Origin of the sequence: Peptostreptococcus equinus (assembly GCF_027125355.1) — a bacterium.
In the GTDB taxonomy this organism is placed as follows: Bacteria; Bacillota; Clostridia; order Peptostreptococcales; family Peptostreptococcaceae; genus Peptostreptococcus; species Peptostreptococcus equinus.
This window is the reverse complement of record NZ_CP114052.1, coordinates 1689555-1710838: the sequence shown is the minus strand read 5'-3', so window position 1 is coordinate 1710838 and position 21284 is coordinate 1689555. Positions and strand designations below refer to the sequence as shown.

Annotated in this window: 32 protein-coding genes; all 32 read left to right on the top strand. The window is 32.0% G+C overall.

What is annotated here, in order from left to right; genetic code table 11:
- On the top strand, positions 1–540 hold the full coding sequence (locus O0R46_RS08510) for a siphovirus Gp157 family protein (protein WP_269311329.1): 540 nt from the start codon (positions 1–3) through the stop codon (positions 538–540).
- 8 nt (positions 541–548) lie between these two features.
- Positions 549–1169, top strand: a complete 621-nt coding sequence (locus O0R46_RS08505; RefSeq protein ID WP_269311328.1) for an ERF family protein — start codon at positions 549–551, stop codon at positions 1167–1169.
- A 44-nt stretch (positions 1170–1213) separates the two neighbouring features.
- A complete protein-coding gene (locus O0R46_RS08500) occupies positions 1214–1753 on the top strand; it encodes a hypothetical protein (protein WP_269311327.1) in 540 nt (179 codons plus the stop codon).
- Between the two features lie 9 nt (positions 1754–1762).
- The gene (locus O0R46_RS08495) at positions 1763–2029 is read left to right on the top strand and encodes a DUF7666 domain-containing protein (RefSeq protein WP_269311326.1); all 267 of its coding nucleotides are present in this window, start codon (positions 1763–1765) and stop codon (positions 2027–2029) included.
- A gap of 14 nt (positions 2030–2043) precedes the next feature.
- Entirely contained in the window at positions 2044–2406 is a 363-nt protein-coding gene (locus O0R46_RS08490; RefSeq protein WP_269311325.1) for a DUF1064 domain-containing protein, read from the top strand.
- Between the two features lies 1 nt (position 2407).
- A complete protein-coding gene (locus tag O0R46_RS08485; RefSeq protein WP_269311324.1) occupies positions 2408–2647 on the top strand; it encodes a hypothetical protein in 240 nt (79 codons plus the stop codon).
- A gap of 4 nt (positions 2648–2651) precedes the next feature.
- Complete coding sequence (locus tag O0R46_RS08480; protein WP_269311323.1) at positions 2652–3110, top strand: DUF3310 domain-containing protein; 459 nt, start codon at positions 2652–2654, stop codon at positions 3108–3110.
- A 71-nt stretch (positions 3111–3181) separates the two neighbouring features.
- On the top strand, positions 3182–3421 hold the full coding sequence (locus O0R46_RS08475) for a hypothetical protein (RefSeq protein ID WP_269311322.1): 240 nt from the start codon (positions 3182–3184) through the stop codon (positions 3419–3421).
- A complete protein-coding gene (locus O0R46_RS08470; protein ID WP_269311321.1) occupies positions 3421–3687 on the top strand; it encodes a hypothetical protein in 267 nt (88 codons plus the stop codon). Before O0R46_RS08475 ends, O0R46_RS08470 begins: the two co-directional genes overlap by 1 nt.
- A gap of 2 nt (positions 3688–3689) precedes the next feature.
- Positions 3690–3893, top strand: coding sequence for a hypothetical protein (locus tag O0R46_RS08465; protein ID WP_269311320.1), 204 nt, complete (start codon positions 3690–3692; stop codon positions 3891–3893).
- Positions 3893–4189, top strand: coding sequence for a hypothetical protein (locus O0R46_RS08460; RefSeq protein ID WP_269311319.1), 297 nt, complete (start codon positions 3893–3895; stop codon positions 4187–4189). The genes O0R46_RS08465 and O0R46_RS08460 overlap by 1 nt, the downstream gene beginning before the upstream one ends.
- Complete coding sequence (locus O0R46_RS08455) at positions 4182–4595, top strand: single-stranded DNA-binding protein (protein ID WP_269311318.1); 414 nt, start codon at positions 4182–4184, stop codon at positions 4593–4595. The genes O0R46_RS08460 and O0R46_RS08455 overlap by 8 nt, the downstream gene beginning before the upstream one ends.
- 9 nt (positions 4596–4604) lie before the next feature.
- Complete coding sequence (locus O0R46_RS08450; RefSeq protein WP_269311317.1) at positions 4605–4781, top strand: hypothetical protein; 177 nt, start codon at positions 4605–4607, stop codon at positions 4779–4781.
- A gap of 4 nt (positions 4782–4785) precedes the next feature.
- Positions 4786–5289, top strand: coding sequence for a hypothetical protein (locus tag O0R46_RS08445; protein ID WP_269311316.1), 504 nt, complete (start codon positions 4786–4788; stop codon positions 5287–5289).
- 29 nt (positions 5290–5318) lie between these two features.
- Positions 5319–5699 carry a hypothetical protein gene (locus tag O0R46_RS08440; RefSeq protein ID WP_269311315.1) on the top strand — a complete coding sequence of 127 codons (381 nt, stop codon included), beginning with the start codon at positions 5319–5321 and terminating at the stop codon, positions 5697–5699.
- Positions 5692–7332: a tape measure protein gene (locus O0R46_RS08435; RefSeq protein WP_269311314.1), complete on the top strand. Its 1641-nt coding sequence runs from the start codon at positions 5692–5694 to the stop codon at positions 7330–7332. The genes O0R46_RS08440 and O0R46_RS08435 overlap by 8 nt, the downstream gene beginning before the upstream one ends.
- Positions 7333–8034 (top strand): LysM peptidoglycan-binding domain-containing protein, encoded by a 702-nt coding sequence (locus O0R46_RS08430; RefSeq protein WP_269311313.1) that lies wholly within the window; start codon positions 7333–7335, stop codon positions 8032–8034. It abuts the gene before it with no gap.
- The gene (locus tag O0R46_RS08425; RefSeq protein WP_269311312.1) at positions 8034–10049 is read left to right on the top strand and encodes a C40 family peptidase; all 2016 of its coding nucleotides are present in this window, start codon (positions 8034–8036) and stop codon (positions 10047–10049) included. Before O0R46_RS08430 ends, O0R46_RS08425 begins: the two co-directional genes overlap by 1 nt.
- A gap of 3 nt (positions 10050–10052) precedes the next feature.
- On the top strand, positions 10053–10331 hold the full coding sequence (locus O0R46_RS08420) for a hypothetical protein (protein ID WP_269311311.1): 279 nt from the start codon (positions 10053–10055) through the stop codon (positions 10329–10331).
- The gene (locus tag O0R46_RS08415; protein ID WP_269311310.1) at positions 10331–10768 is read left to right on the top strand and encodes a DUF2634 domain-containing protein; all 438 of its coding nucleotides are present in this window, start codon (positions 10331–10333) and stop codon (positions 10766–10768) included. The genes O0R46_RS08420 and O0R46_RS08415 overlap by 1 nt, the downstream gene beginning before the upstream one ends.
- Entirely contained in the window at positions 10761–11813 is a 1053-nt protein-coding gene (locus O0R46_RS08410) for a baseplate J/gp47 family protein (RefSeq protein ID WP_269311309.1), read from the top strand. Before O0R46_RS08415 ends, O0R46_RS08410 begins: the two co-directional genes overlap by 8 nt.
- Positions 11810–12361 carry a putative phage tail protein gene (locus O0R46_RS08405; RefSeq protein ID WP_269311308.1) on the top strand — a complete coding sequence of 184 codons (552 nt, stop codon included), beginning with the start codon at positions 11810–11812 and terminating at the stop codon, positions 12359–12361. Before O0R46_RS08410 ends, O0R46_RS08405 begins: the two co-directional genes overlap by 4 nt.
- Before the next feature lie 257 nt (positions 12362–12618).
- Entirely contained in the window at positions 12619–13761 is a 1143-nt protein-coding gene (locus O0R46_RS08400) for a hypothetical protein (RefSeq protein ID WP_269311307.1), read from the top strand.
- Positions 13761–14795 (top strand): hypothetical protein, encoded by a 1035-nt coding sequence (locus O0R46_RS08395; protein ID WP_269311306.1) that lies wholly within the window; start codon positions 13761–13763, stop codon positions 14793–14795. Before O0R46_RS08400 ends, O0R46_RS08395 begins: the two co-directional genes overlap by 1 nt.
- A gap of 10 nt (positions 14796–14805) precedes the next feature.
- Complete coding sequence (locus tag O0R46_RS08390) at positions 14806–15162, top strand: hypothetical protein (RefSeq protein ID WP_269311305.1); 357 nt, start codon at positions 14806–14808, stop codon at positions 15160–15162.
- 1 nt (position 15163) lies between these two features.
- Positions 15164–15412, top strand: a complete 249-nt coding sequence (locus O0R46_RS08385; protein ID WP_269311304.1) for a hypothetical protein — start codon at positions 15164–15166, stop codon at positions 15410–15412.
- 35 nt (positions 15413–15447) lie between these two features.
- Positions 15448–15684: a hypothetical protein gene (locus O0R46_RS08380; protein WP_269311303.1), complete on the top strand. Its 237-nt coding sequence runs from the start codon at positions 15448–15450 to the stop codon at positions 15682–15684.
- A 5-nt stretch (positions 15685–15689) separates the two neighbouring features.
- Complete coding sequence (locus tag O0R46_RS08375; protein WP_269311302.1) at positions 15690–16361, top strand: hypothetical protein; 672 nt, start codon at positions 15690–15692, stop codon at positions 16359–16361.
- A 413-nt stretch (positions 16362–16774) separates the two neighbouring features.
- Positions 16775–17665 (top strand): DNA-3-methyladenine glycosylase family protein, encoded by an 891-nt coding sequence (locus O0R46_RS08370; RefSeq protein WP_269311301.1) that lies wholly within the window; start codon positions 16775–16777, stop codon positions 17663–17665.
- An 85-nt stretch (positions 17666–17750) separates the two neighbouring features.
- A complete protein-coding gene (gene cls / locus O0R46_RS08365; RefSeq protein WP_269311300.1) occupies positions 17751–19160 on the top strand; it encodes a cardiolipin synthase in 1410 nt (469 codons plus the stop codon).
- A 169-nt stretch (positions 19161–19329) separates the two neighbouring features.
- The gene (locus O0R46_RS08360) at positions 19330–19611 is read left to right on the top strand and encodes a co-chaperone GroES (RefSeq protein ID WP_269311299.1); all 282 of its coding nucleotides are present in this window, start codon (positions 19330–19332) and stop codon (positions 19609–19611) included.
- Between the two features lie 13 nt (positions 19612–19624).
- The gene (groL, locus tag O0R46_RS08355) at positions 19625–21244 is read left to right on the top strand and encodes a chaperonin GroEL (protein WP_269311298.1); all 1620 of its coding nucleotides are present in this window, start codon (positions 19625–19627) and stop codon (positions 21242–21244) included.
- Positions 21245–21284: the final 40 nt, after the last annotated feature.

Below are 21284 nucleotides of genomic sequence, written 5' to 3'. Positions count from 1 at the left end.
ATGAGTTTATACAATTTAGAAAAAGAATATGCATTATTAGAATCTGAATTAGACGAATTAATGCAATCAGATGATGAAGAGACACAAAAATTAGCAAATGCAAAACTTCAAGAGGTAATAAATAAATCTCTTGAAATAGAAAATAAAAATGTAAACATATTTAAATATAGATTTTATTTATTAGGCAAAGAAGAGCAAATAAGAGCATTGTCAGAAATGCATAAAAAAGAGGCAAAAAGATTAGATGACTATGCAGACACATTCGCGAATAAGATAAAGCAATTAGATAGAAGCACTATCAATGCTTTAGAAATAAATGGTAAAAAGTCAATTGAGACTGAATTAGGTAAAATGACTATACGTAAATCAAAAGGAAGAATAGATATTTTAGATAAAAAACTTATCCCAGATTCATATAAAAAAGAGCGTGTATCTACTACACTTGTTGAAAATAAAACAGCTATAAGAGAAGCTATTGAAAGTGGCAAAAATGTGCCAGGAGCTAAGTTGGTATTTGAAGATACATTGATAGTTAAGTAGGTGGTTATATGAATATATATGAGAAGTTACAAAAGATACAGAACGAATTGAAAGTACCTAAGGAAAGAGATGTAAAAGGCAGGTATAAGTATAGGTCAGCTGATGACATATATAAGCACTTAAAACCACTTGCTGATAAGTATAATGTATCAGTTTTTGTAAGTGACGAAATCTTTATGGCAAATGAAGAAATATATATAAAAGCCATTTGTACTATAACAGATGGAGAAGGAACTATTACAGCTAATGCTTATGCTAGAGAACCTAAAATTAGTAAAACAGGGCAATCTGAACAACAGATAACAGGAGCTACATCATCATATGCAAGAAAATATGCAATGGGAGGAATGTTTTTAATAGATAATGATTCAATTGACGCAGACGAAGAAGAGTATCAAAAAGAATTTAATTCTAATTATAAAGAAAATAAAAATTCAACAAATAGTCAACCTAAACAAGATGAAAAAATGGCAACTAAAGAGAATATAGATAAATTAAAAAAATTGTTAGATTCACGAGGATTTACAGAGGCAGATGTTCAAGGAATATTGAAAAATCATTACAAAGCAAAAACCCTTGAACAACTTACAGCTAAAGAGTGTAAGTCATTCTATGATAGAGCTAAATAGAAAAAATAAAAAAGAAATAGTTAAAAATGGAGGACAATTAATGAATGAGCATTGATAATGGCTGGATAAAACTGCATAGGAAATTGCTTGAAAATGCTTTATGGCAAGATTGTACCTCCGAACAAAAAGTAATAATGATAACCCTACTTTTAATGGCTAACCATAAAGAAAAAAAATGGATATTCGGAGGTGAAGAATACACTTGCAAACCTGGTCAATTTGTTACGAGTTTAAAGTCGATCAAAAAAAATGTAGGGGAAGATATATCGACCATGCAAATTCGAAGGTGTTTGGAGAAATTCGAAAAGTACGGATTTTTAACAAGCAAACCGACAAACAAAAATAGACTTATAACCATTGCAAATTGGGAAACATATCAATCTAAAGATGATAAACCGACAAGCAAACCGACAAGCAACCGACAAGCAACCGACAAGCAACCGACAACTAACAAGAATGTAAGAAAGAAAGAATGTAAGAATATATATACGAATCAAACTAAATTTCATAATTTCAAACCTTCACTTACAGGAAAATATAGTAGTGAAGAATTGAATCAGAAAATAAAAGAACTAAATAAGTAGGAGGACAATATGAAAGGATATAAAGTTTTTAACCCAGATTGGAAGTGTAGAGATTTTCAATACTCAGTAGGAGAAGAATATGCAATAGATGAAGAACCGATTATATGTAAGAGAGGGTTTCATTTTTGTAAAGAATTAAACGACTGTTTTAATTACTATAACTTTGATGGCGATAATAAAGTAGCAGAAATAGAAGCTTTAGGAAGCATAGATGAAAAAGGGGACGACACTAAATGCTGTACTAATAAAATTAAAATAGTTAGAGCGTTGACATAGATATGGGGGAGTAAATGGCTAAAAAAAGCAAATACAACAATATTAAAGTCGAATATAAGGGGATAGAGTTTGACTCTAAAAAAGAAAGAGATAGATATATAGAATTAGACCTCTTGGAAAGAGCAAAAGAAATTAAAAACCTTGAAAGACAGAAAAAGTTTAACTTGCTAGAAGGGTTTACAGATAATCAAGGGAAAAAAGAAAGAAGCATAAGTTATATTGCAGACTTTGCATATATAGATAATAGAACTGGTGAATATATAGTCGAAGATGTAAAGAGCGATTTTACTAGAAAAAAGGCTGAATATATCATAAAAAGGAAAATGTTCAAAAAGAAGTATCCAGATTATGTTTTTTTTGAAAATGTAAGGAGGTAGTATGAGTTTTAATAGCTATCATAATAGCAGACTTACTAAACTTAATCCTTGCTATACATGTGAGAGACGTTTTATGGGGTGTCACAGCGACTGTAAAGAATATTTAGTATATAAGTCTAAGTTAGACAATATAAACGCTAAAAAAGGCGAATACGCAGACGTAAACGCATATATAAAAAGTAATGCTAAAAAGAGAGTTCATTCAGAAGGATTATTTAAAAAGCAAAGAGCAGAGAGGTAGGTATATGGTTAATAATTTTGAAAAAAGTAAATGGTATGAAGTTGTAAAATGGGATAATGAAAGGGAATGGAATCTTAGAGGTTATAAATTTCAGTCGTTAGATGATGGGAACTACACTTATATTAGTGATATATGTATATTTGCTTGTGATTGTGATGAAATAGAAGATCCGTTTTCAACAAATTGTAAACTAAACCAAGATAACGTAATTCTTAAAACAGTGATAAAAGATGAAATCCACGACAATGTGAATAGTCCGAATCATTATAAGCTAGACGGCTTAGATATAGAGTCTAAAGACGTAATAAGAGCCTTGTTAGGTAATGAAATGTATCTTGGTTGGTTGTGGGGCAATATGTTGAAATATTCCTTTAGATGGAACAAGAAAAATGGGATAGAGGATTTAAGAAAAGCTAGAAAATTCAATGAGTGGATAGAAGAGTTAGAAAGTGAAGGTAAATAGATGTTAGCAATTTCAATAACGCTAATAATTATAGTATTATGCTTGATAATTATAGATTAAGGAGAATAAAAATGACTAAAAAAGAAAAATTATTAGAGGATATAGAGTGGTCTATTGATGACAATATAGGCTTAGATATAACAATAGAAACAAATGGTAGGAAAGCTATAGTACCTTATTCGGTAAGCCAGTTAGACGCTTATAAAAAGGTGATAGAGCGTGATTTTGATGATGAGTTGAATTATACGCACAAGAGCGTTGAACAGATGAATTGTAGGATAATAGATTGGAAAATATGGGAGGTAGAATAATGGATAAGTGTGCTGTGTGCGGTAGTAATCACAATTTACATTTTGAATATGAAGGTGACTATTATTGCAGGAACAATAGATGCTTAAACAGGCTATTTTGCATTCTAGTAGGTGATGAGTGTATAAGAGTAGATGACGATAACAAAGCTAGTACATATGATGAATATTATAATTCAGAAGGTAAATTTATAGGTGATGATACTTGTACTAATATAAGCATTATAAGACAAGTTACAGAAGTTAATAAATATAAAGGAGATAAATAGCAATGGAATTACCTTATGGGCTACAGGTTATAGCTGTTAAATATGCGATAGAGTACATAGAGAGTGAAATATATACAATAAATAGATATGAATTTGCAACTGCTAATTCTAGTGAGGATTATAAAAAAGCATTACAAGGTAGATTAAATAGTTTAAGGCAGGAACACAAGCAACTTAAAGAGTGGATTAAAAGGGAGGTAGAATAGTGAGTTCAGACTTCAAAATTAATAATAATGAAAAATTTAATAATGGTATTTTCTTTAGATGGCAAGTAGTATCACTTTCTAACAAAATTCATGAAAGAGATAAGCTCAATCATGAAATTAAAAAGGATATGCGAATGTTATTAAGTGAGAAAACTTTAAATAATAGAGATAGGCATATAATTCAAAGCACAATTGAAACATCTAAAAGTGATGTAATTAAGGAAATTGAAAAGGCATATAAAAGAGATTGCAATAGAAAATTACCAGAAATATTAAGGGAGGATAATAATGAATAATACAGTATTGGTTGGAAGGTTATGCAAAGACCCTGAATTAAGATATATTCCAGGTTCTGGCACGCCAGTGGCTACATTTACACTAGCTATTGATAGAGATTATAAAAATAAAGATGGAAGCACAACAACTGATTTTATACCAGTTGAGGTAATGGGTAAGCCAGCGGAATTTTGTGCAAACTATATTACAAAAGGAAGGTTAGTAGGCATACAAGGTTCTATCAGAGTAGATAGATACGAAACACCTAATGGAGAGAAAAGAAACTTCACTAAGGTAGCAGGTCGTAATATACAGGCTCTTGATTATGCTAATGATGATAAGGGAGGCAATCCTAAGTTTGAGCCAAGTGGTTCAGTTGGTTCATCAGAATTTAATAGCATTGATGATGATGACGTGCCATTTTAGGAGGTAATTATGAGTAAAATAACAGGAACATTAGAAAAAGTAGAGCTTGTATTAATGTTTGCATTATGGTCATTTAGCGAGGTTTCTATAGAGGTTTCACATTTTACAGGATATAATGCAGATATAAACATTATTATAACAACTATGATTTTTGTAACATACATATCAACAACAAGGAGGAAATAAAAACATGGAAAATAAAGAAATAATAGATGTATTAGAAAAGTTATGTAGTGAGAATGGCAAAGAACAGTTGATAGAAGCTGTTGAAGAATGGAAAAAGAAGGAAGAAAATAAGTCATGGATGCCGAATAATGGAGAAAACTATTATTTTATAGATTCCGAAGGTGTTGTATTGAAACATACATGGAAACAGTTGGAAGAGCGACATGATTACTTTGATGGTAGTAGGCTGGCAATAGGTAACGTATTTAAAACAGAAGAAGAAGCAGAATTTGAAGTTGAACGCTTGAAGATATTAAAAATTATGAAGGATTATTCAAGACCTTTTGAATTTGAAGAAAAAAACTGGCAGATTGTATATGGATATGATAGCGGAGAAATTGAAACCGTGTATGAGCGTATAAATGAGTACGGAGGCTATCATTTCGATTCAGAAGAAACCGCACAAAAGGTTATTGATGAAATAGGCGAAGATAGGCTGAAAAAATATTACTTTAGGTGTGTCAACTAAAAACTATAATTCAGAAAGAGAGGTATAGTATGAAAATAGCAGGATTGTTATATTTAATAAATGTGTTAAGTGGGTTTAGAGTTTTATGTAGAATACTGGTATTCATGATTTGTGTAGTTATAGTTGGAGACATTATATGGTATGCAGTAAATTCAGGCACATATTTGGAAGAAGAAAGAGATAGAATAAGAGAAATTCATATAAAATATAAAAAAGAAATAAAAAAAATATTAGCAGTATTTGTTGTTTCTATTCTAGGATTAGTGTTTATACCAAGTAAAAATGATATGTATTTGTTAGTAGCAAGCACACAAATAAGTACAAAAAACTATAACTGGACTAAAAATGAAGTTAAAGAAATTATAGATTATTCGGTTAAATCGTTTAAACAAATTAAAGAAGATGGGTAAGCTTGGCGAGATAGGTATTAAGATTCTTGGGAAAGCTCCTGCACTTGCTGTTATAGCAGGCATTGGTTTTGGTTTAAGCAAGCTGGTGAAATCAGCATATAACGGTGTAAAAGTGTGGATAAATGACGCTACCCAATGGACGTTACAAAAGATTCAAAATGGCTTAGCTATGCTTAAAGATAAGGTAATAAAAGTTACTATAGAAGGCTACAACGAGTATTCAGACTACAAGTCTAGAGCAAAAAGCATAAAAAAAGGCATGAGCTACAAAGAATACGATAATCTTATGCAATCAACAGCAAGCGACACAAGAGGTAGCTTGAAGGATACTAGAGCAGGAGTAACTAAGCTAATGCAAATGGCTCCTGACACTTTTGGTGGTGACGCTAAGAGTGCCGCAAAGTTCTACAAAACAGCTATGCAATCATTCAGAATAGGTGGAACAAGTTCAGAAGAAGCAAGTTCAGCAATGTATCAGATGAATCAAGGTTTAGCGTCTGGGGCATTACAGGGTGATGAATTGCGTTCAGTTCGTGAGAATGCACCACTTATGGCTAAAATGATAGAAAAAGAACTCGGCATGGGCATTAAAAAAGCTGGTGAACAAGGCTTGGTTACAGCAGAAGTTGTTAAAAGAGCATTAGAAAATAATGCTAAAGAAATAAACGAGCAATATAAAAATATTCCATTGAATTTCAAAGATATGTGGGTTATGGCAGGTTCATTTATGGAAGCTAACGTATTCACACCATTATACGAAAGAATGCAAGGGGTGTTTGAAAACCCTGCACTACAGAACTTCTTTAAAAATCTTTATTCTGACGCAGAAAGTTTTATGAAGAGTTTTTGGGAGTTGATGGATCAAACTAATTTTGGTGGTATTGATTTTAGTATACTTTGGGATTCACTAGGACCTATAAGAGATTTATTTAATGATATATTCGACTCAATTACTAATAAATCACCTGGTGCTGTAAGTTCGATAAATGACTTTGGAGCGTTTGTTAATAGAACATTTGAAGGCATGAAGCCAGTTATAAAGCTGTTTGTAGATGTTATTAAAGATGTGTTTAACTATTTGACAGAACATCCAGAGGTTATAAAGAACGTCTTAACAATGTTAGCAACTGTATGGGGCATGGAATGGGAATGGATGAAAATTAAGCTAAAGATAGCTACTGATATTATCATTCCAATAATTGAAGCTATATCAGGAGCTTTAAAAACAGTAGGTGAATGGATAAACAACATTAAGAAGGCTTGGGGTGATTTTTGCAAATTTCTTAGTGACCACAAACCACCAGCGATTGATATAGGCATGGATATAGGCGCTGATATCATGGGAATTAGTAGAAGTGGAAATAGTGGATATGTAAGACCACCTGATGGGAAAGGTGTTAATAGAGCAATGGGTCAAGCTAGAGTCCCATACGACAACTTCCCAGCGAACTTACATCAAGGTGAAAGAGTACTTAGTAAGCGTGAAGCTAATGAGTATGATAAAAAATCAAGCAATAATGCAGGAGTAGTGTTTAATATATTCGGACTAACTGTAAGAGAACAAGCAGATATTGACTTGATAGCAGATAGATTCGTCAAGAAAATGAATCTATCACTAGAAGGAGGTGTCTAAATGGGACTTATAGTTAATCCTACTGATATAGAAGTCTATTTAGTGCATAAGCATAATAGACTGAATATGATACGTTTTCCTGTTCTTCCATCAGAATTCGGTTTGAATGTGAATGCAGATATATCTTCTGAAAAAATAGTAAAAAAAGGCAAAGTAACATTTTATAACGGGAAAGAGCCTAGAAGTACAACTATAACAGGCTTTTTCCCAAGTGCTGACGCAACGAACGAATATATCAAGGTGAAAGGCAAAGACCCTTACGACTATATAAGGATGATTGAAGAGTGGGCTTTAGGTGGCTATAGCTTGAGATATATAGTTACTACTACACCAATTAATGTTCCAGTTGTTATATCACACTTTGAATATAAGGAAAATGACGGAAGCGGAGACGTATACTTTTTAATAGAGTTGAAAGAACATGAACCTTTACTAATTCCTACTTGGCAACCACCTGCACCAGCTGTAGTGAATAAACCTACAACTCCACCAAATAAGCCTAGACCAGCACCTGCACCAGCTAAAAAACAAAGAATACATACTGTTAAGAGAGGTGAGTATTTATATTTGCTCGGTCAAAAATATTATGGAAATGGGAAACTTTATAAAAGAATCAAAAATGACCCAACGAATTTAAAAAATTATCCTAAATTAAAATATAGCAATGTTATTTATGTGAATTGGAAGTTGGTGATACCTTAATGAAAGAACCTATTAATCTAGTGAATCCTGATATGTATCATTCAGGAGATATAGAAATAATAGCACATATACGTGGGAAAAATGAATTTTATAAGTTATCACCTGCATTATCTCACATAACTTGGAGTGGGGATATTAAGTCCCCTTCAAGAACTCTTGAGTTTGAATTCCTAAAAGGTGTTGCAGATGAAAGAGTAAGAGAAATAGGGTTAGTTGTTGGCTCAACTGTTTGTATGTATGAGGATGACAAAGAGTTGTTCAGAGGTACAGTAACTGATATATCAAGAGATACGAATAACAATGAATTGAAAGTTACAGCACACGATATAGGTTATATACTTGGTAAAGATGATGTTAGCTTCAACTTTGTGAATACTACAGCTTGTGATATAGCAAAAGCCGTGCTAAAAGGCTCGAAAGGTCAAATGCAACTTACATATGGAAAGCTTGCAGTAGCTGGCACTAAAATCACTAAGATGTTTGTAGGTGTGTCAAGGTATGACGCTATTATGAGTGCTTATACAGCACATTCTAAAGCGGATAAATCACACAAAAAATACATGATAGAAGTCGATTTAGATAAAATCAATGTGATTGAAAAAGGTATCGTAAAGCTTAAAATAATGTTCGAAGAAATGGTTAACATTGAAAGTGCGAACTATAAAGAATCTATAGAAAATATGGTTAATAGCGTATTGGTTGTAGACGAAAAAGGCAATATTATTAAGCAGAAAACATCTAAAGACTTTGGGAAAGTATTTAAGACTGTAACTAAAGTTATAGAGCAAAGAAAAGATAAAACTGTTACAGATGATGAGATAAACAAAGAGTTTAAAAGCGTCGAAAGAACCTGCAACTTGTCTGGCTATGGTAATACTAGCTGTAAGGCTGGCTATAAAGTTCAAGTCAAAGATAATCACACAGGGTTAGTAGGAGAGTTCTATATTGACAAAGATAAGCATACTTGGAGTGGTGGTGTCTATAATATAGACTTAGACTTGAATTTTGATAATATCATGGACGAAAAAGACGCAGGAAAAGACGAACAAAAAGAAACTTCAACATCTAATTCAGTATCAACAATGGGTACTGATTGGGGGCATGGTGTTACAGCTGATATGATAAACAAAGTGTTGAAGGGTAAGCTTGCAGGAAGAGGGGCAGAATATATAAAGTGGGGTAACGCTTATAAAGTAAACCCACTTCTAATAGCTCTAATACAGAGAAAAGAAACAGGTACAAACTTCAATTCAAGATTAGCTAGAGAATGCAACAACTTTGGTGGAATAACAGCAGACCCATTATACAAGAAGAAAAGCGGTAGATTTGTTATTTATCCAAGTATTGAAGTTGGGGTAGAAAGACACTTTAGGCTTGTATCAGTTAAGTATCTTCATGACTGGGGGAAAAGGTCAATTGACGCAATAATGGCTGTCTATGCTCCAGTTAGTGATGGGAATAATACTAGTGGTTATATAGCAGAAATGAAATCATGGTATCAGCAGTTTTCAGGCAGAGTATGGAACAACTCACTACTTGGCACAGGGGTAGCTAATGAACAAGAGGCACACAACAACATCACTGTATATAGTTCAACAAATAGTGGAAATGGTAGCTTGAGTTGGAATGGAATACAATTTGAAAATCCTAGACAGATGAGAATAGTTCAATTCGCCTATTCCATGATAGGAAAAGGTCGCTATACATGGGGAGGGCACGGCTCACCTTATAGGTCAGACTGTTCAGGGTTTGTACATTTTTGCTATGCAAGTGCAGGTATTAATATCGGCTGGACTACAGCAGACCAAAGGTATAATGGTCGTCAAATCCCACTTAACCAAATAAAACCAGGTGATTTTGTGGTAATGAGCAGTGCGGCGTCTGGAAGTGGTAGACACGTTGTATTGTATGTTGGTAATGGACAAATAATACACAATGGTGGACCGAGTGGTGCTCCGATTACAAAACGAAGCTTATATACAACAGGTTGGTACACAGTTAGGAGGTGTTGGTAATAATTGAGCAGTATAAATGATTTAATTAGGTTAATAAGAAGAATTTCAAAAGAAGAATTTAGACCTTCTTTTTTTTATGCAGAGATTACAAATATTTCACCTCTTAGATTAGCTTTTAACGGCTTAGAGTTAATATCAGAACAGATTATGTTGACTAATACAGCAAAAACGCTTATAACGTCAAATAACATGCTTAAAGGTGATACAGTATTAATTAAGGCAAATTATGAAGATGATAATAGTATATATAGCGTTTTATTAGTAGATAAGGTGGTGAAGTAATGGAAGAAGAACAATTTTTCCCGTTTATTGGGGTTGAAGATGATTATATTTATCAATCTAATAAGGATTTACCACTATTTGAAGAGTTTGCTTATGATTTTGAAATAAATGATTTTATATTTGATGAAAAAGGCGAGATAAAAATTCTACAAGGTGTTGAAGCTTTAAAAATATGGATTAAAAAAGCACTACTAACAGATAGATTTGTTCATGAAATATATTCATGGGATTATGGGACTGAATTAATAACCTTAGTTGGGCAAAAATTTAGCCAAGGGCTTACTGAATCAGAAGCTTTTAGATACATAACAGAAGCATTATTAATCAATCCATATATTGAAAATGTAACAAACAACGGTGTAAAGTTTGATGGTGATAATCTCACAATTAATATAATTGTTGAAACCATATATGGGGAGGTGAATATAAGTGTATGAAGATAAAACATTAGAAAGTTTAAAACAAGAAATATTGAATAAAATAGACCTCCCTCTTGCTAAGAATGAAGGGAGTTTTTTAAACGAATTAGCTAGTGGATTTGCTCTTGGTAACGCAAATATATATGTAGTCTTAGACGAGATATACAACAGAGCTTTTCTACAAAATGCTTATGATGATATATTAGACGCTAGGCTTCAAGAATTTGGATACAAAAGAAAAGCTGGAACTAAAACAGTAGCATATATAACTGTATATGGTATAGAAGGAACTACAGTTCCTCATGAAACAGTTTTTTCATACCAAGATAAAAATTATGTAATTCTTGAATCGGCAGAACCTTATGTAATTACAAGTGGTGCTGTGAATATACTTGTAATGGCTGAAAAAGAAGGAAAAGACTACAATTTAACAAGTAGCATAGAGCTTAGTTGTGACTTGAACAATGTTGATAAAGTAACAAACATGGTTATAAAGACCATTGGTACAGACCCCGAAACTGATGATGAATTTAGGGATAGATTCTACTTCATGCAAGCTCATAAAGGTACATCAGGTAATATAGATGACTATGTTAACTGGGCATTAGAAGTGCAAGGAGTTAAGACAGCAAAATGTATTCCACTTTGGAATGGCAATGGAACTGTGAAAGTTGTTGTTATGGGGGAAAATGGAAGGAATGTATCAGAAGATATAGTGACAGCTGTTAAAGAGCATATAGAAATGCTTAGACCAATAGGGGCAAGCGTAACAGTTGCAACACCAAGCGTTCTATCAATTAATGTAAGTGCTACTGTAGAAGTTCAAACAGGATTTACAATTGATGGAATAAAAGAAGCTTTTAAGATTGTTTTAGGCGATTATCTGAATAGTGATGTTAAAGAAATTACTTACACTAAAGTAGGTGCGATATTATCAAGTATAGAGGGAGTAGTAGACTATAGCAATCTACTAGTCAACACAACAAATAAAAATGTAAAAATTGCAGACGACCAAATAGGAGCTGTAGGAACAGTACTTTTTAATGTAGGGGTGATTGAATGATAGATTTAATAGAGCTTTACCCTGAACACCTAAAAAATCCTACAATAATTGAAATACTAAGGGTTTTAAACGTTCAGTTAGCAGAAGAGGAAGAAGGCATAGAAAACTTAATAAAAGAGTTTAATATATCTACAGCAACAAATTCACTCCCACTATGGGCAAAGTTTGTTGGAATTGAATATAATGATGAAATAGACATAGAGATAATGCGTTCTAACATCTTAGCAGGGTTAATGAGTAACCAAGTTACAACAGTAAAGGTTATTAAAGAAATAGCTGAAAAGTACTCAAATGGTACTTGTGAGGTTATAGAAAACTATGCGGATTACTCATTTATCGTAAGGTTTACATCAACTGTTGGCATACCACTCAAGCTTGATGAAATTAAAAAATCAATTGATAGAGTAAAGCCTGCACATCTTAACTATAAATTTGAGTTCATTTATAGAACATGGGGAGATATTAAGAAGTTAGGACTTACTTGGGGGCAATGGTTTGCTCTTAATAGAACATTTAAAGAATTAAGAGAAAGGAGTGATTTATTATAGACGGTTTCGAAAAAACAACTAACAATGGCTTTAATAAAGTAACAGATAATAACTTAGTTGATATTAGACCAATAGCTGAAAACTTTGAGATAATAGATACAAAGCTTGGAAATGTTAGTACGACTAACTTAGAAGGTTATTCAGAAAGTACAGACGGAGAAATCAATATATCTAATTTAATTAAATATGTTTTTAAGAGTGCTAAGGAAACTACAATCAAACTATCTAATTGGAGCAATCAATCTCTGAAAGATGTATTGGATTGGCTAAAAGGTAGGGTTACTGACACAGTAAAACCTAATTTAGCAAGTAATTCCTTATATGATTGGTTATGGTTTAATATTGTTAAATCAACTTCTACACCTTATTCTCTTAATACAACGATAAATATGGAAGGTCTTACAACTAATGATTACTTAAATATTTCTTATGAATTCAAAAGTTCTGGACTTGTACAAGATAGTGCTGTTACTCCTTATGCTAGTATAATTGGGTTAAATCCAACTGGAAATAAAGTCATGGCATTAAATACACAATCACAAATGTTTGTAAATAACAGCGGTGTTGTTAGTATTAGTATTAAAGTAACACAAGATATGATAAATGCAGGAACTATCAAACTTGTAGCGTATTATTTAGGGTATAGTACAGGTAATATTTACTATAGAAGAGTTAAAGTGGAGAAAGGACAAATTCTAACTCCATATATTCAGTCATCTAATGATATAGAATCATTAAGGAAAGATATAGCAACAAGTAAAGCAGATATAGATGGAATGAAATTAATTGATACTGGATTAAGAAATGACATTAGCGGGTTACAAGCTAGTAGATATAATCTTATTAATGATGGTAATATACCAGTAGTTAATTCACAAAATTATCCAGCTGTAATCTACACTTTAGATGATAACACCTTAAAAGACAATGAAAAAATAACTGTTTTTATTTATGGCAGCATATTGGCAGACCAACGGTTCTATATGTGCAACACCGTCGGAGATACACTAGTAGCAAGTATTCCGTCAGGGGGAATATCTGAAAAAAAATTATATATTGCAAAAAGTACATGGAAAGTTAAAGACACTAACAATAAGTTGCTTGTCTATCCTTATCTAAATAAAACAACAGCAAATAATACAAATATAGATTGGATAGTTCTTGTACGAGGGCATGTTGATGGTATAAGCGAGTGGATTCCGTCAAAGTCTGATGTTATCAATATGCAACTTAACACAGACGTTAAGAACTTAAAAGAGGCAGAAATATTAGATAGACAAGATATAGTAAAGCTTAATCAAGAAATTACAGGTGAAGATGCCTTGATTGACGCTAACAATATCAAGTTTGCACAGCTTTTAGGTGTTGATATTGCAACAATCAAAGGGGGTATAGTGTAATGGCGATACGATTTAATCGAAAAGTATATGATAAGATACTTGCTGAATTTGAACCGATTTCTAAGAGCTTGATTAGTAATCTACAAAGTGTAGTATCTCCAACGTCGGCTATAACCAATTTAAAGACCTTAGCCGATAGGGTGGCACTAGCAGAACACTTAGACATGGTGAAAGCTGATACATACAAGCCTTTATTTCCAATAAATGGAATTACTGAAAATATGTTTATAGTATCTGCATGTAGAGGTAAGGTGTATATATTCTATAATCCAACATCAACATCAGACAATGTTACAGAAGTATTTATATACGACCCATTTACTAATACTGTAGGTGGGTTAAAAAATAAAAATATATCTCCACCTTATAGTAGGCTTCCAACTATGGGTGCAATAGATGATTTTGTGTTCACATATGAAGAGAATATCTACTATAAAGGTGCAGATTCAACAACTGGAAATACTGTAATATACAAGTTTGATACTGGATATGAAACATCAGAAGTTTTTACAACTTTAAATGTTTCCATAAAAAATACTAGAGTTTTCAATAATGGTTCAGATGCATATATATGTTATACACCAGGACCAGGTATAAGACGTATGTATAAGCTAAATATGGTGACTAAGACATTAACTTTAATAAAAGATTTTGGATTTACTAATACCTCTAACGTGACAATAGGTCACTTCTATAATGGAAATATATACTTACTAGAAAGTTCAGTAGACCAGTCAAACTATGTACTTTATAAGTATAATCCAGTCACAGGAACTTCTACAAATGCAAAGACTATACCAAAAGCGACTTCATCTTCAACTATGGAAGGTATTGGAGTTGGAAAATATATTTATATATTTAGTCATATAATGGGTACAATGACCATCCTTAATCTTGATACATATACTATAGAAGAACAAGGTATAGACTATAACTTAGGCGGTGGACTTACTCCAAAAGTATGTATGAACAGAAATAGAATATATGTGTATGATAATCCTTGGCTAGGCATTGTTTATCCAAGATTGAAGTAGGGGGTTGAATATGAATAAGATTGAAATATGGGATAAAGAAAGAGATTTAAAAGAAATCTCAAAAGAAATATGGCTTGAAAATTATCCTGAAGCTAAAGAAAAAACACTAGTTTTAATTAATGATTCTTTAATTGTTTGGCTTGAAGATTTAAAAGCTGATGGTTTTTCAGGAGAAACAGATACAGCTGTTGTTGAAACTTACCTAAAAAAACAAGCAGAAATAATTGCTGAATACGAAAAGAAAGAACAAGCTAGAAAACAATTAGAAAAAGAAGAGTTAGAAAAAAAGATAGTAGCACAAGCTACAAGAATTGATACATTATCATCTGCATTGGAAGAATTAACTATAACAGTAGCAGGTGGCTAAAATGATTAAAATATGTCGCGATATTTTTAATAAAATTAAATTTATATTGAAGGGAGAAAATGAAATGGGAGAATTTTTAGCAGCAAGAATTACAATGGCATTTGTAGATGAAGGAGAAACAGGAGCAAGAGAAAAGTATAAAATGTATTTTTCAAAGGCTGGTATGCTTAGATGGAAGCCAGCTACTGATGAATCCATAAGAACTAAATATACAGATGTACTATTTGTAATTCAAGATAAAGTAGAATAGTGAAGTTTAAAGTCTCATAGTTAAAGCTATGTAATATGAGTAATTTAGTAAAAATTAATAATCAAGAAATAACATTAAAAGAGTGGAAAGGTCAAAGAGTAGTTACATTTGCAGATATTGACTATGTACACGGGAGCCAAAAGGGACAGCTAAAAGAAATTTTAGCGAAAATAAGAAACATTTTATCGAAGGTGAAGATTATATACTTGCAACAGTTGAAAATACTAAAAAGTACGGAATTCGTTCCTTTAAAATTCCACCAAGAGGATTAATTTTATTGACAGAAACAGGATATTTAATGTTGGTAAAATCATTTACTGATGATTTAGCTTGGACAGTACAAAGAGCATTGGTTAATAATTACTTTAAATCTGAAAAACAGATAGTACCAACTAGTAAATCAACAGAATATAAACCTACTGTAAAAAGATATGGTGCTGATTTAGTGTTGGTTACTAAAGACTTAGCAGAAATGTTAGAAACATCTGTGGAAAATATATGTAGTATAGTAAAGAAAAATGATATTTGGTGTTACAGGTTAGAAAATGATTCATTAAAGAAGTTTAAGAGGGATAACTCAAGTGTACTTGGTACAATAAATTATATGTTTGCATTCAACAAAGAGATGACAATAGGGTTATTGAAACATATTAGACACTCTAAAGAATCATTAGAGAAGATAGAGACATATTTTAATGTAACTGGTCTTAGTGACTACGATAAGTTAAAGTTAATAGAATTAGCTAAGGATATACAGAATGTATCAAATAATAGGGGATATAATACACCTTATGCCAACATGCTTAACATAGTAGCAAGTAAAATATATGTCGACTGTGGTTTCTTAAATGATGTTACGGATGATATAAGTATAAATACATCAGTAGGTACTTGCACGTATCAAAAGTTAATTAATTTCAGAGGTAATTTAAAAAGAAAACTCATTTAAATATTGATAAACGTTTTTTATTTATATATTGATCGTACATATACACTCCATAGAATAATATTACCCAAAAAAATAGAATGTCTAGTAATTCGGACATTCTATTTTTTTGGGTAATATGAAAAATTCAATAGGTAAAACTATTACATCTTTATTTAATATCACTTTAAAAAAATAGTCAAGGTTTATTTGTTAATTTACCTCAAAAAAGTGTGTGAAAAAGTGTGTTCGAGTGTGTCAAAATCTGTTATTATTTAAATATATAAATTTCATATTAAGACTTAAAAAACATTAATATATCACAATTTTATAGTTATGTGTATACATTTGTAGCTATTTGAATATATTGCTCATATAAAAATGAGAATAGTGGGTAATAAAAGATTGTAAAAAGAAAATGAATTAAGGGGTTTATTATGAGAGAATATAATTTTGAAATTGAAGAAATTGAAAATGGACTCAGGTTAAAGAATCTAAAGGATTTTCAACCTAGCCATATATTTGATTGTGGTCAGTGTTTTAGATGGATAAAAGATGGAGATGAGTCTTACACTGGTGTTGCAATGGGAAAAATATTAAATGTCAGAAGAGATGGCGAGGATATAATATTTGATAATACTAATATGTATGACTTTGAAAATATTTGGTACGACTATTTTGATTTAGGAAGAGACTATAGCTCAATCAAAAATCAGTTGGCACTTCATGATGAAAATTTAGCTAAGGCAGTTGAATTTGGTTGGGGTATTAGAATACTTCAGCAAGATGGTTGGGAAATGTTAATATCATTTATAATATCATCAAATAATAGGATACCTATGATTCAAAGAGCTATCAATAATATATCTGAGAGATATGGTAAGGATTTGGGTGAATATAATGGCAATCATTATTTTTCATTTCCTACGCCACAAGAACTATCTGAGGCTAGTATAGAAGATTTGAGAGACTGTAAGACAGGATTTAGAGATAAATATATATACTATACTACAAAGGCTGTAATAGAAGATGAAATAGATCTAGCCAGCTTTGTAGCTATGGAAGCGGATATATGCCACAAAGAATTATTAAAATTCAAGGGTGTTGGTGCAAAGGTTGCTGATTGTATAGGTCTATTTGGTATGAGAAAGTATGGTTCTTTTCCAGTTGATGTATGGGTAAAAAGAGTCCTACAAGAATTTTATCAGGCTGAGGACATGTCCTTACCAAAGATGAGAAAATATGGTATGGATTTATTTGGAAAAGATGCAGGATTTGCCCAGCAATATTTATTTTATTATGTAAGAGAGTTGGAGATTGGGAAATAGGGTGATTTGATTGGTTTTGCAAATAATTGTATTTATAACTGCTTTATCCTATTTTATTGGAGCGATAATATCATTAAATATATTATTGGAAAATAGGGATCCATCCAAGACCTTGCTATGGGTTATGATGTTTTTCTTGTTACCTGGTTTAGGTATATTTTTATACCTATTATCTGGCAGGAATATTAGAAAGCATAAACTATTCAAGGCTTCTAGAAAGAATAAAAAATTAAATGATAGACATCTATTCCTAAACTTGGAAGTTTCAAAGAATATAGTTATGAGACAAAGAGCTAGGCTTATAGATGGAAAACTCTTAGGAGATAGATTTACACCAGAAAGACAAAGGGTAATAAAACTATTGTTAAATATGGGTAAGTTTCCTTATACTACTAATAATAGTGTACAAATGTATAAAAACGGAAGGGAAAAATTCTACTATTTACTAAGAGATATGGAAAAAGCTAGAGAGCATATACATCTTGAATATTTTATAATCAAGGATTCTAATATAGGTCAAAAGATTAAAAATATGCTAATCAAAAAAGCAAAAGAAGGTGTAGAAGTAAGAGTATTATACGATGATTTTGCTTGTTGGAGATTTAAAATTTATAGAAAATACCTAAGTGAATTAAAAGAAGCTGGTGTTCATGTAGCTGCCTTTTTACCAACCAAGCTTCCAACTTTAGGTGGACAGATGAATTATAGAAATCATAGAAAAATTGTGGTAATCGATGGCGTAGTGGGTTATACAGGTGGAATAAATATAGGTGATGAATATCTAGGAGAAAATAAAAAGTTTGGATACTGGCGAGATACACATATGAGAATTGAAGGTGTAGCAACACATATGCTACAGATGATATTTTTAATAGACTGGTATTTGACAACTGGTGAGATAAAATCAGATATGAAATATACACCTAGAATTTCTGAAACCAAGGGAAATGTTGCTCTGCAAGTGGTGGGTTCAGGACCAGATAGCAAGTGGGAAGAAATACACTATGCATTTTTTTCAGCTATTTCAATGGCAAAGAAGAGAGTTTATATACAGACTCCGTATTTTATACCAGATGAAAGTCTTTTAAAGGCAATTGAGACAGCCTCGTTAAGTGGTGTCGATGTAAGAATAATTTTTCCAAAAGTCATAGACCACTATATAGTAAATATAGCTTCTTATTCATACTTTGAAGATATATTGAGAGCAGGTGGTAGAGTATACCTTTATAAAAAAGGATTCATACATTCAAAGGTTGTTATAGTAGATGATGAACTGGCATCTGTAGGCTCGTCAAATATGGATCTTAGAAGTTTTATGCTTAATTTCGAGGTAAATACATTTATATTTGACAAAGAAGTAATTGATGATTTGACTGATCAATTCTATGAGGACCAAGATGATTCAGAAGAGTTGATTATGGAAAATTTTAGAACTAGGCATGTATTAGTTCGTTTAACAGAATCTATTTCAAGGCTTTTTTCACCGCTTTTATAAAATATAAAGAAAAGGTATAATTGTGTGAAGATGTGAGAAATTATAAAGTAAGTAGTGAAAAAATTTAAAATGTAGTTAAGCTTTTGTTAAGCTAATAATAATATACTGTTAGCAAACAATAAGCTAGAGTGCTAATTAGAAAATGAACAGATATAAAGGAGGAATTAAAATGAAAATAAAGCCATTAGGTGATAGAATTGTATTGAAAAAAGTTGAAGCAGAGGAAAAAACTTCAAGTGGAATAATATTAACAGGTGCAGCAAAAGAAGTTCCTCAGTTTGCTGAAGTAGTAGCAGTTGGTTCAGGTATAGTAAACGGCAATACTATAGATATGGAAGTTGAGATAGGTGATAAGGTAATATACAATAAATATGCAGGCACAGATGTAAAGATAGAAAACGAAGAATATATAGTAATCAAACAAGAAGACATTGTAGGTGTATTAGTATAAGGAGGTAAAACAAATGGCAAAAGAAATTAAATTTTCAAAAGATGCGAGAAGTGCTTTAGAAAATGGAGTAAATAAACTTGCAGATACAGTAAAGGTTACATTAGGACCAAAGGGAAGAAATGTAATTTTAGATAAAAAATTTGGAGCACCACTTATTACAAATGATGGTGTAACAATAGCAAAAGAAATAGAATTAGAGGACAAGTATGAAAACATGGGAGCTCAGCTAGTAAAAGAAGTTGCTACAAAGACTAATGATGTAGCAGGTGACGGTACTACTACAGCTACAGTACTTGCACAGGCAATAATTAGAGAAGGTCTAAAAAACGTAACAGCAGGAGCAAATCCAATAATACTTAGAAGGGGTATACAAAAAGCTGTAGATATTACAATAGAAGAAATAAAGAAAAACTCAAAGGAAATAAATACTGAAGAAAAAATAGCTCAGGTTGGTGCAATATCAGCAGGTGATGAAGAAGTAGGTAGATTAATAGCAGAAGCTATGAATATAGTAGGTAAAGATGGAGTAATCACTATAGAAGAGTCAAAATCAATGGCCACAGAATTAGATGCTGTAGAAGGTATGCAGTTTGATAGAGGATTTGTATCAGCTTATATGGTAAGTGATGTTGAAAAAATGGAAGCTGTATTAGAGAATCCATATATATTAATTACAGACAAGAAAATAAGCAATATACAAGACATATTACCATTATTAGAAGAACTAGTAAAGACAGGTGGAAAACTACTTATAATATCTGAAGATTTAGAAGGTGAAGCCCTATCGACTCTAGTAGTAAATAAATTGAGAGGAACATTTGATGTAGTAGCTGTAAAGGCACCAGCTTTTGGAGACAGAAGAAAAGAAATGTTACAGGACTTGGCATTCTTAACTGGTGGTAGATTTGTATCTACTGAATTAGGTTTTGAATTAAAAGAAGTAGAATTATCTATGTTGGGTAGAGCACAGACTGTAAAAATCAATAAAGAATCTACTACAATTATAGGTGGAGCAGGTAATAAAGCAGATATAGAAGGAAGAGTAAACCAAATCAAGCGTCAAATAATGGAAACAACTTCAGAATTTGACAAAGAGAAACTATCAGAAAGACTGGCTAAACTATCAGGTGGAGTAGCAGTAGTAAAGGTAGGAGCTGCTACAGAAGTTGAAATGAAAGAAAGAAAACTTAGAATAGAAGATGCGCTAAATGCTACAAAGGCAGCCGTACAAGAAGGTATAGTAGCAGGTGGTGGTACAGCATTTGTAAGTGCAATACCAGCAGTAGATGCCTTGGTAGATACTTTAGATGGTGAAGAGAAATTAGGAGCACAGATAATAAGAAGAGCTCTTGAAGAACCACTAAGACAAATAGCTCATAACGCCGGATTAGAAGGATCTGTAATAATTCAAAATGTAATAAGTTCAGATTTTCAAACAGGATTCGATGCACTAAATGAAAAATATGTAGATATGATAGATGCAGGTATAGTAGATCCTACAAAAGTAAGTAGAACAGCGCTACAAAATGCAGCATCAATAGCAGGAGTATTTTTAACAACAGAGGCTGCAATAGCAGATATGGATACTACAGAGTTGCCGGGAATGGGTGGCGGAATGCCTCCAATGATGTAATATCATAATATATTGCGAATAAATAAACTTAGTTAAACAA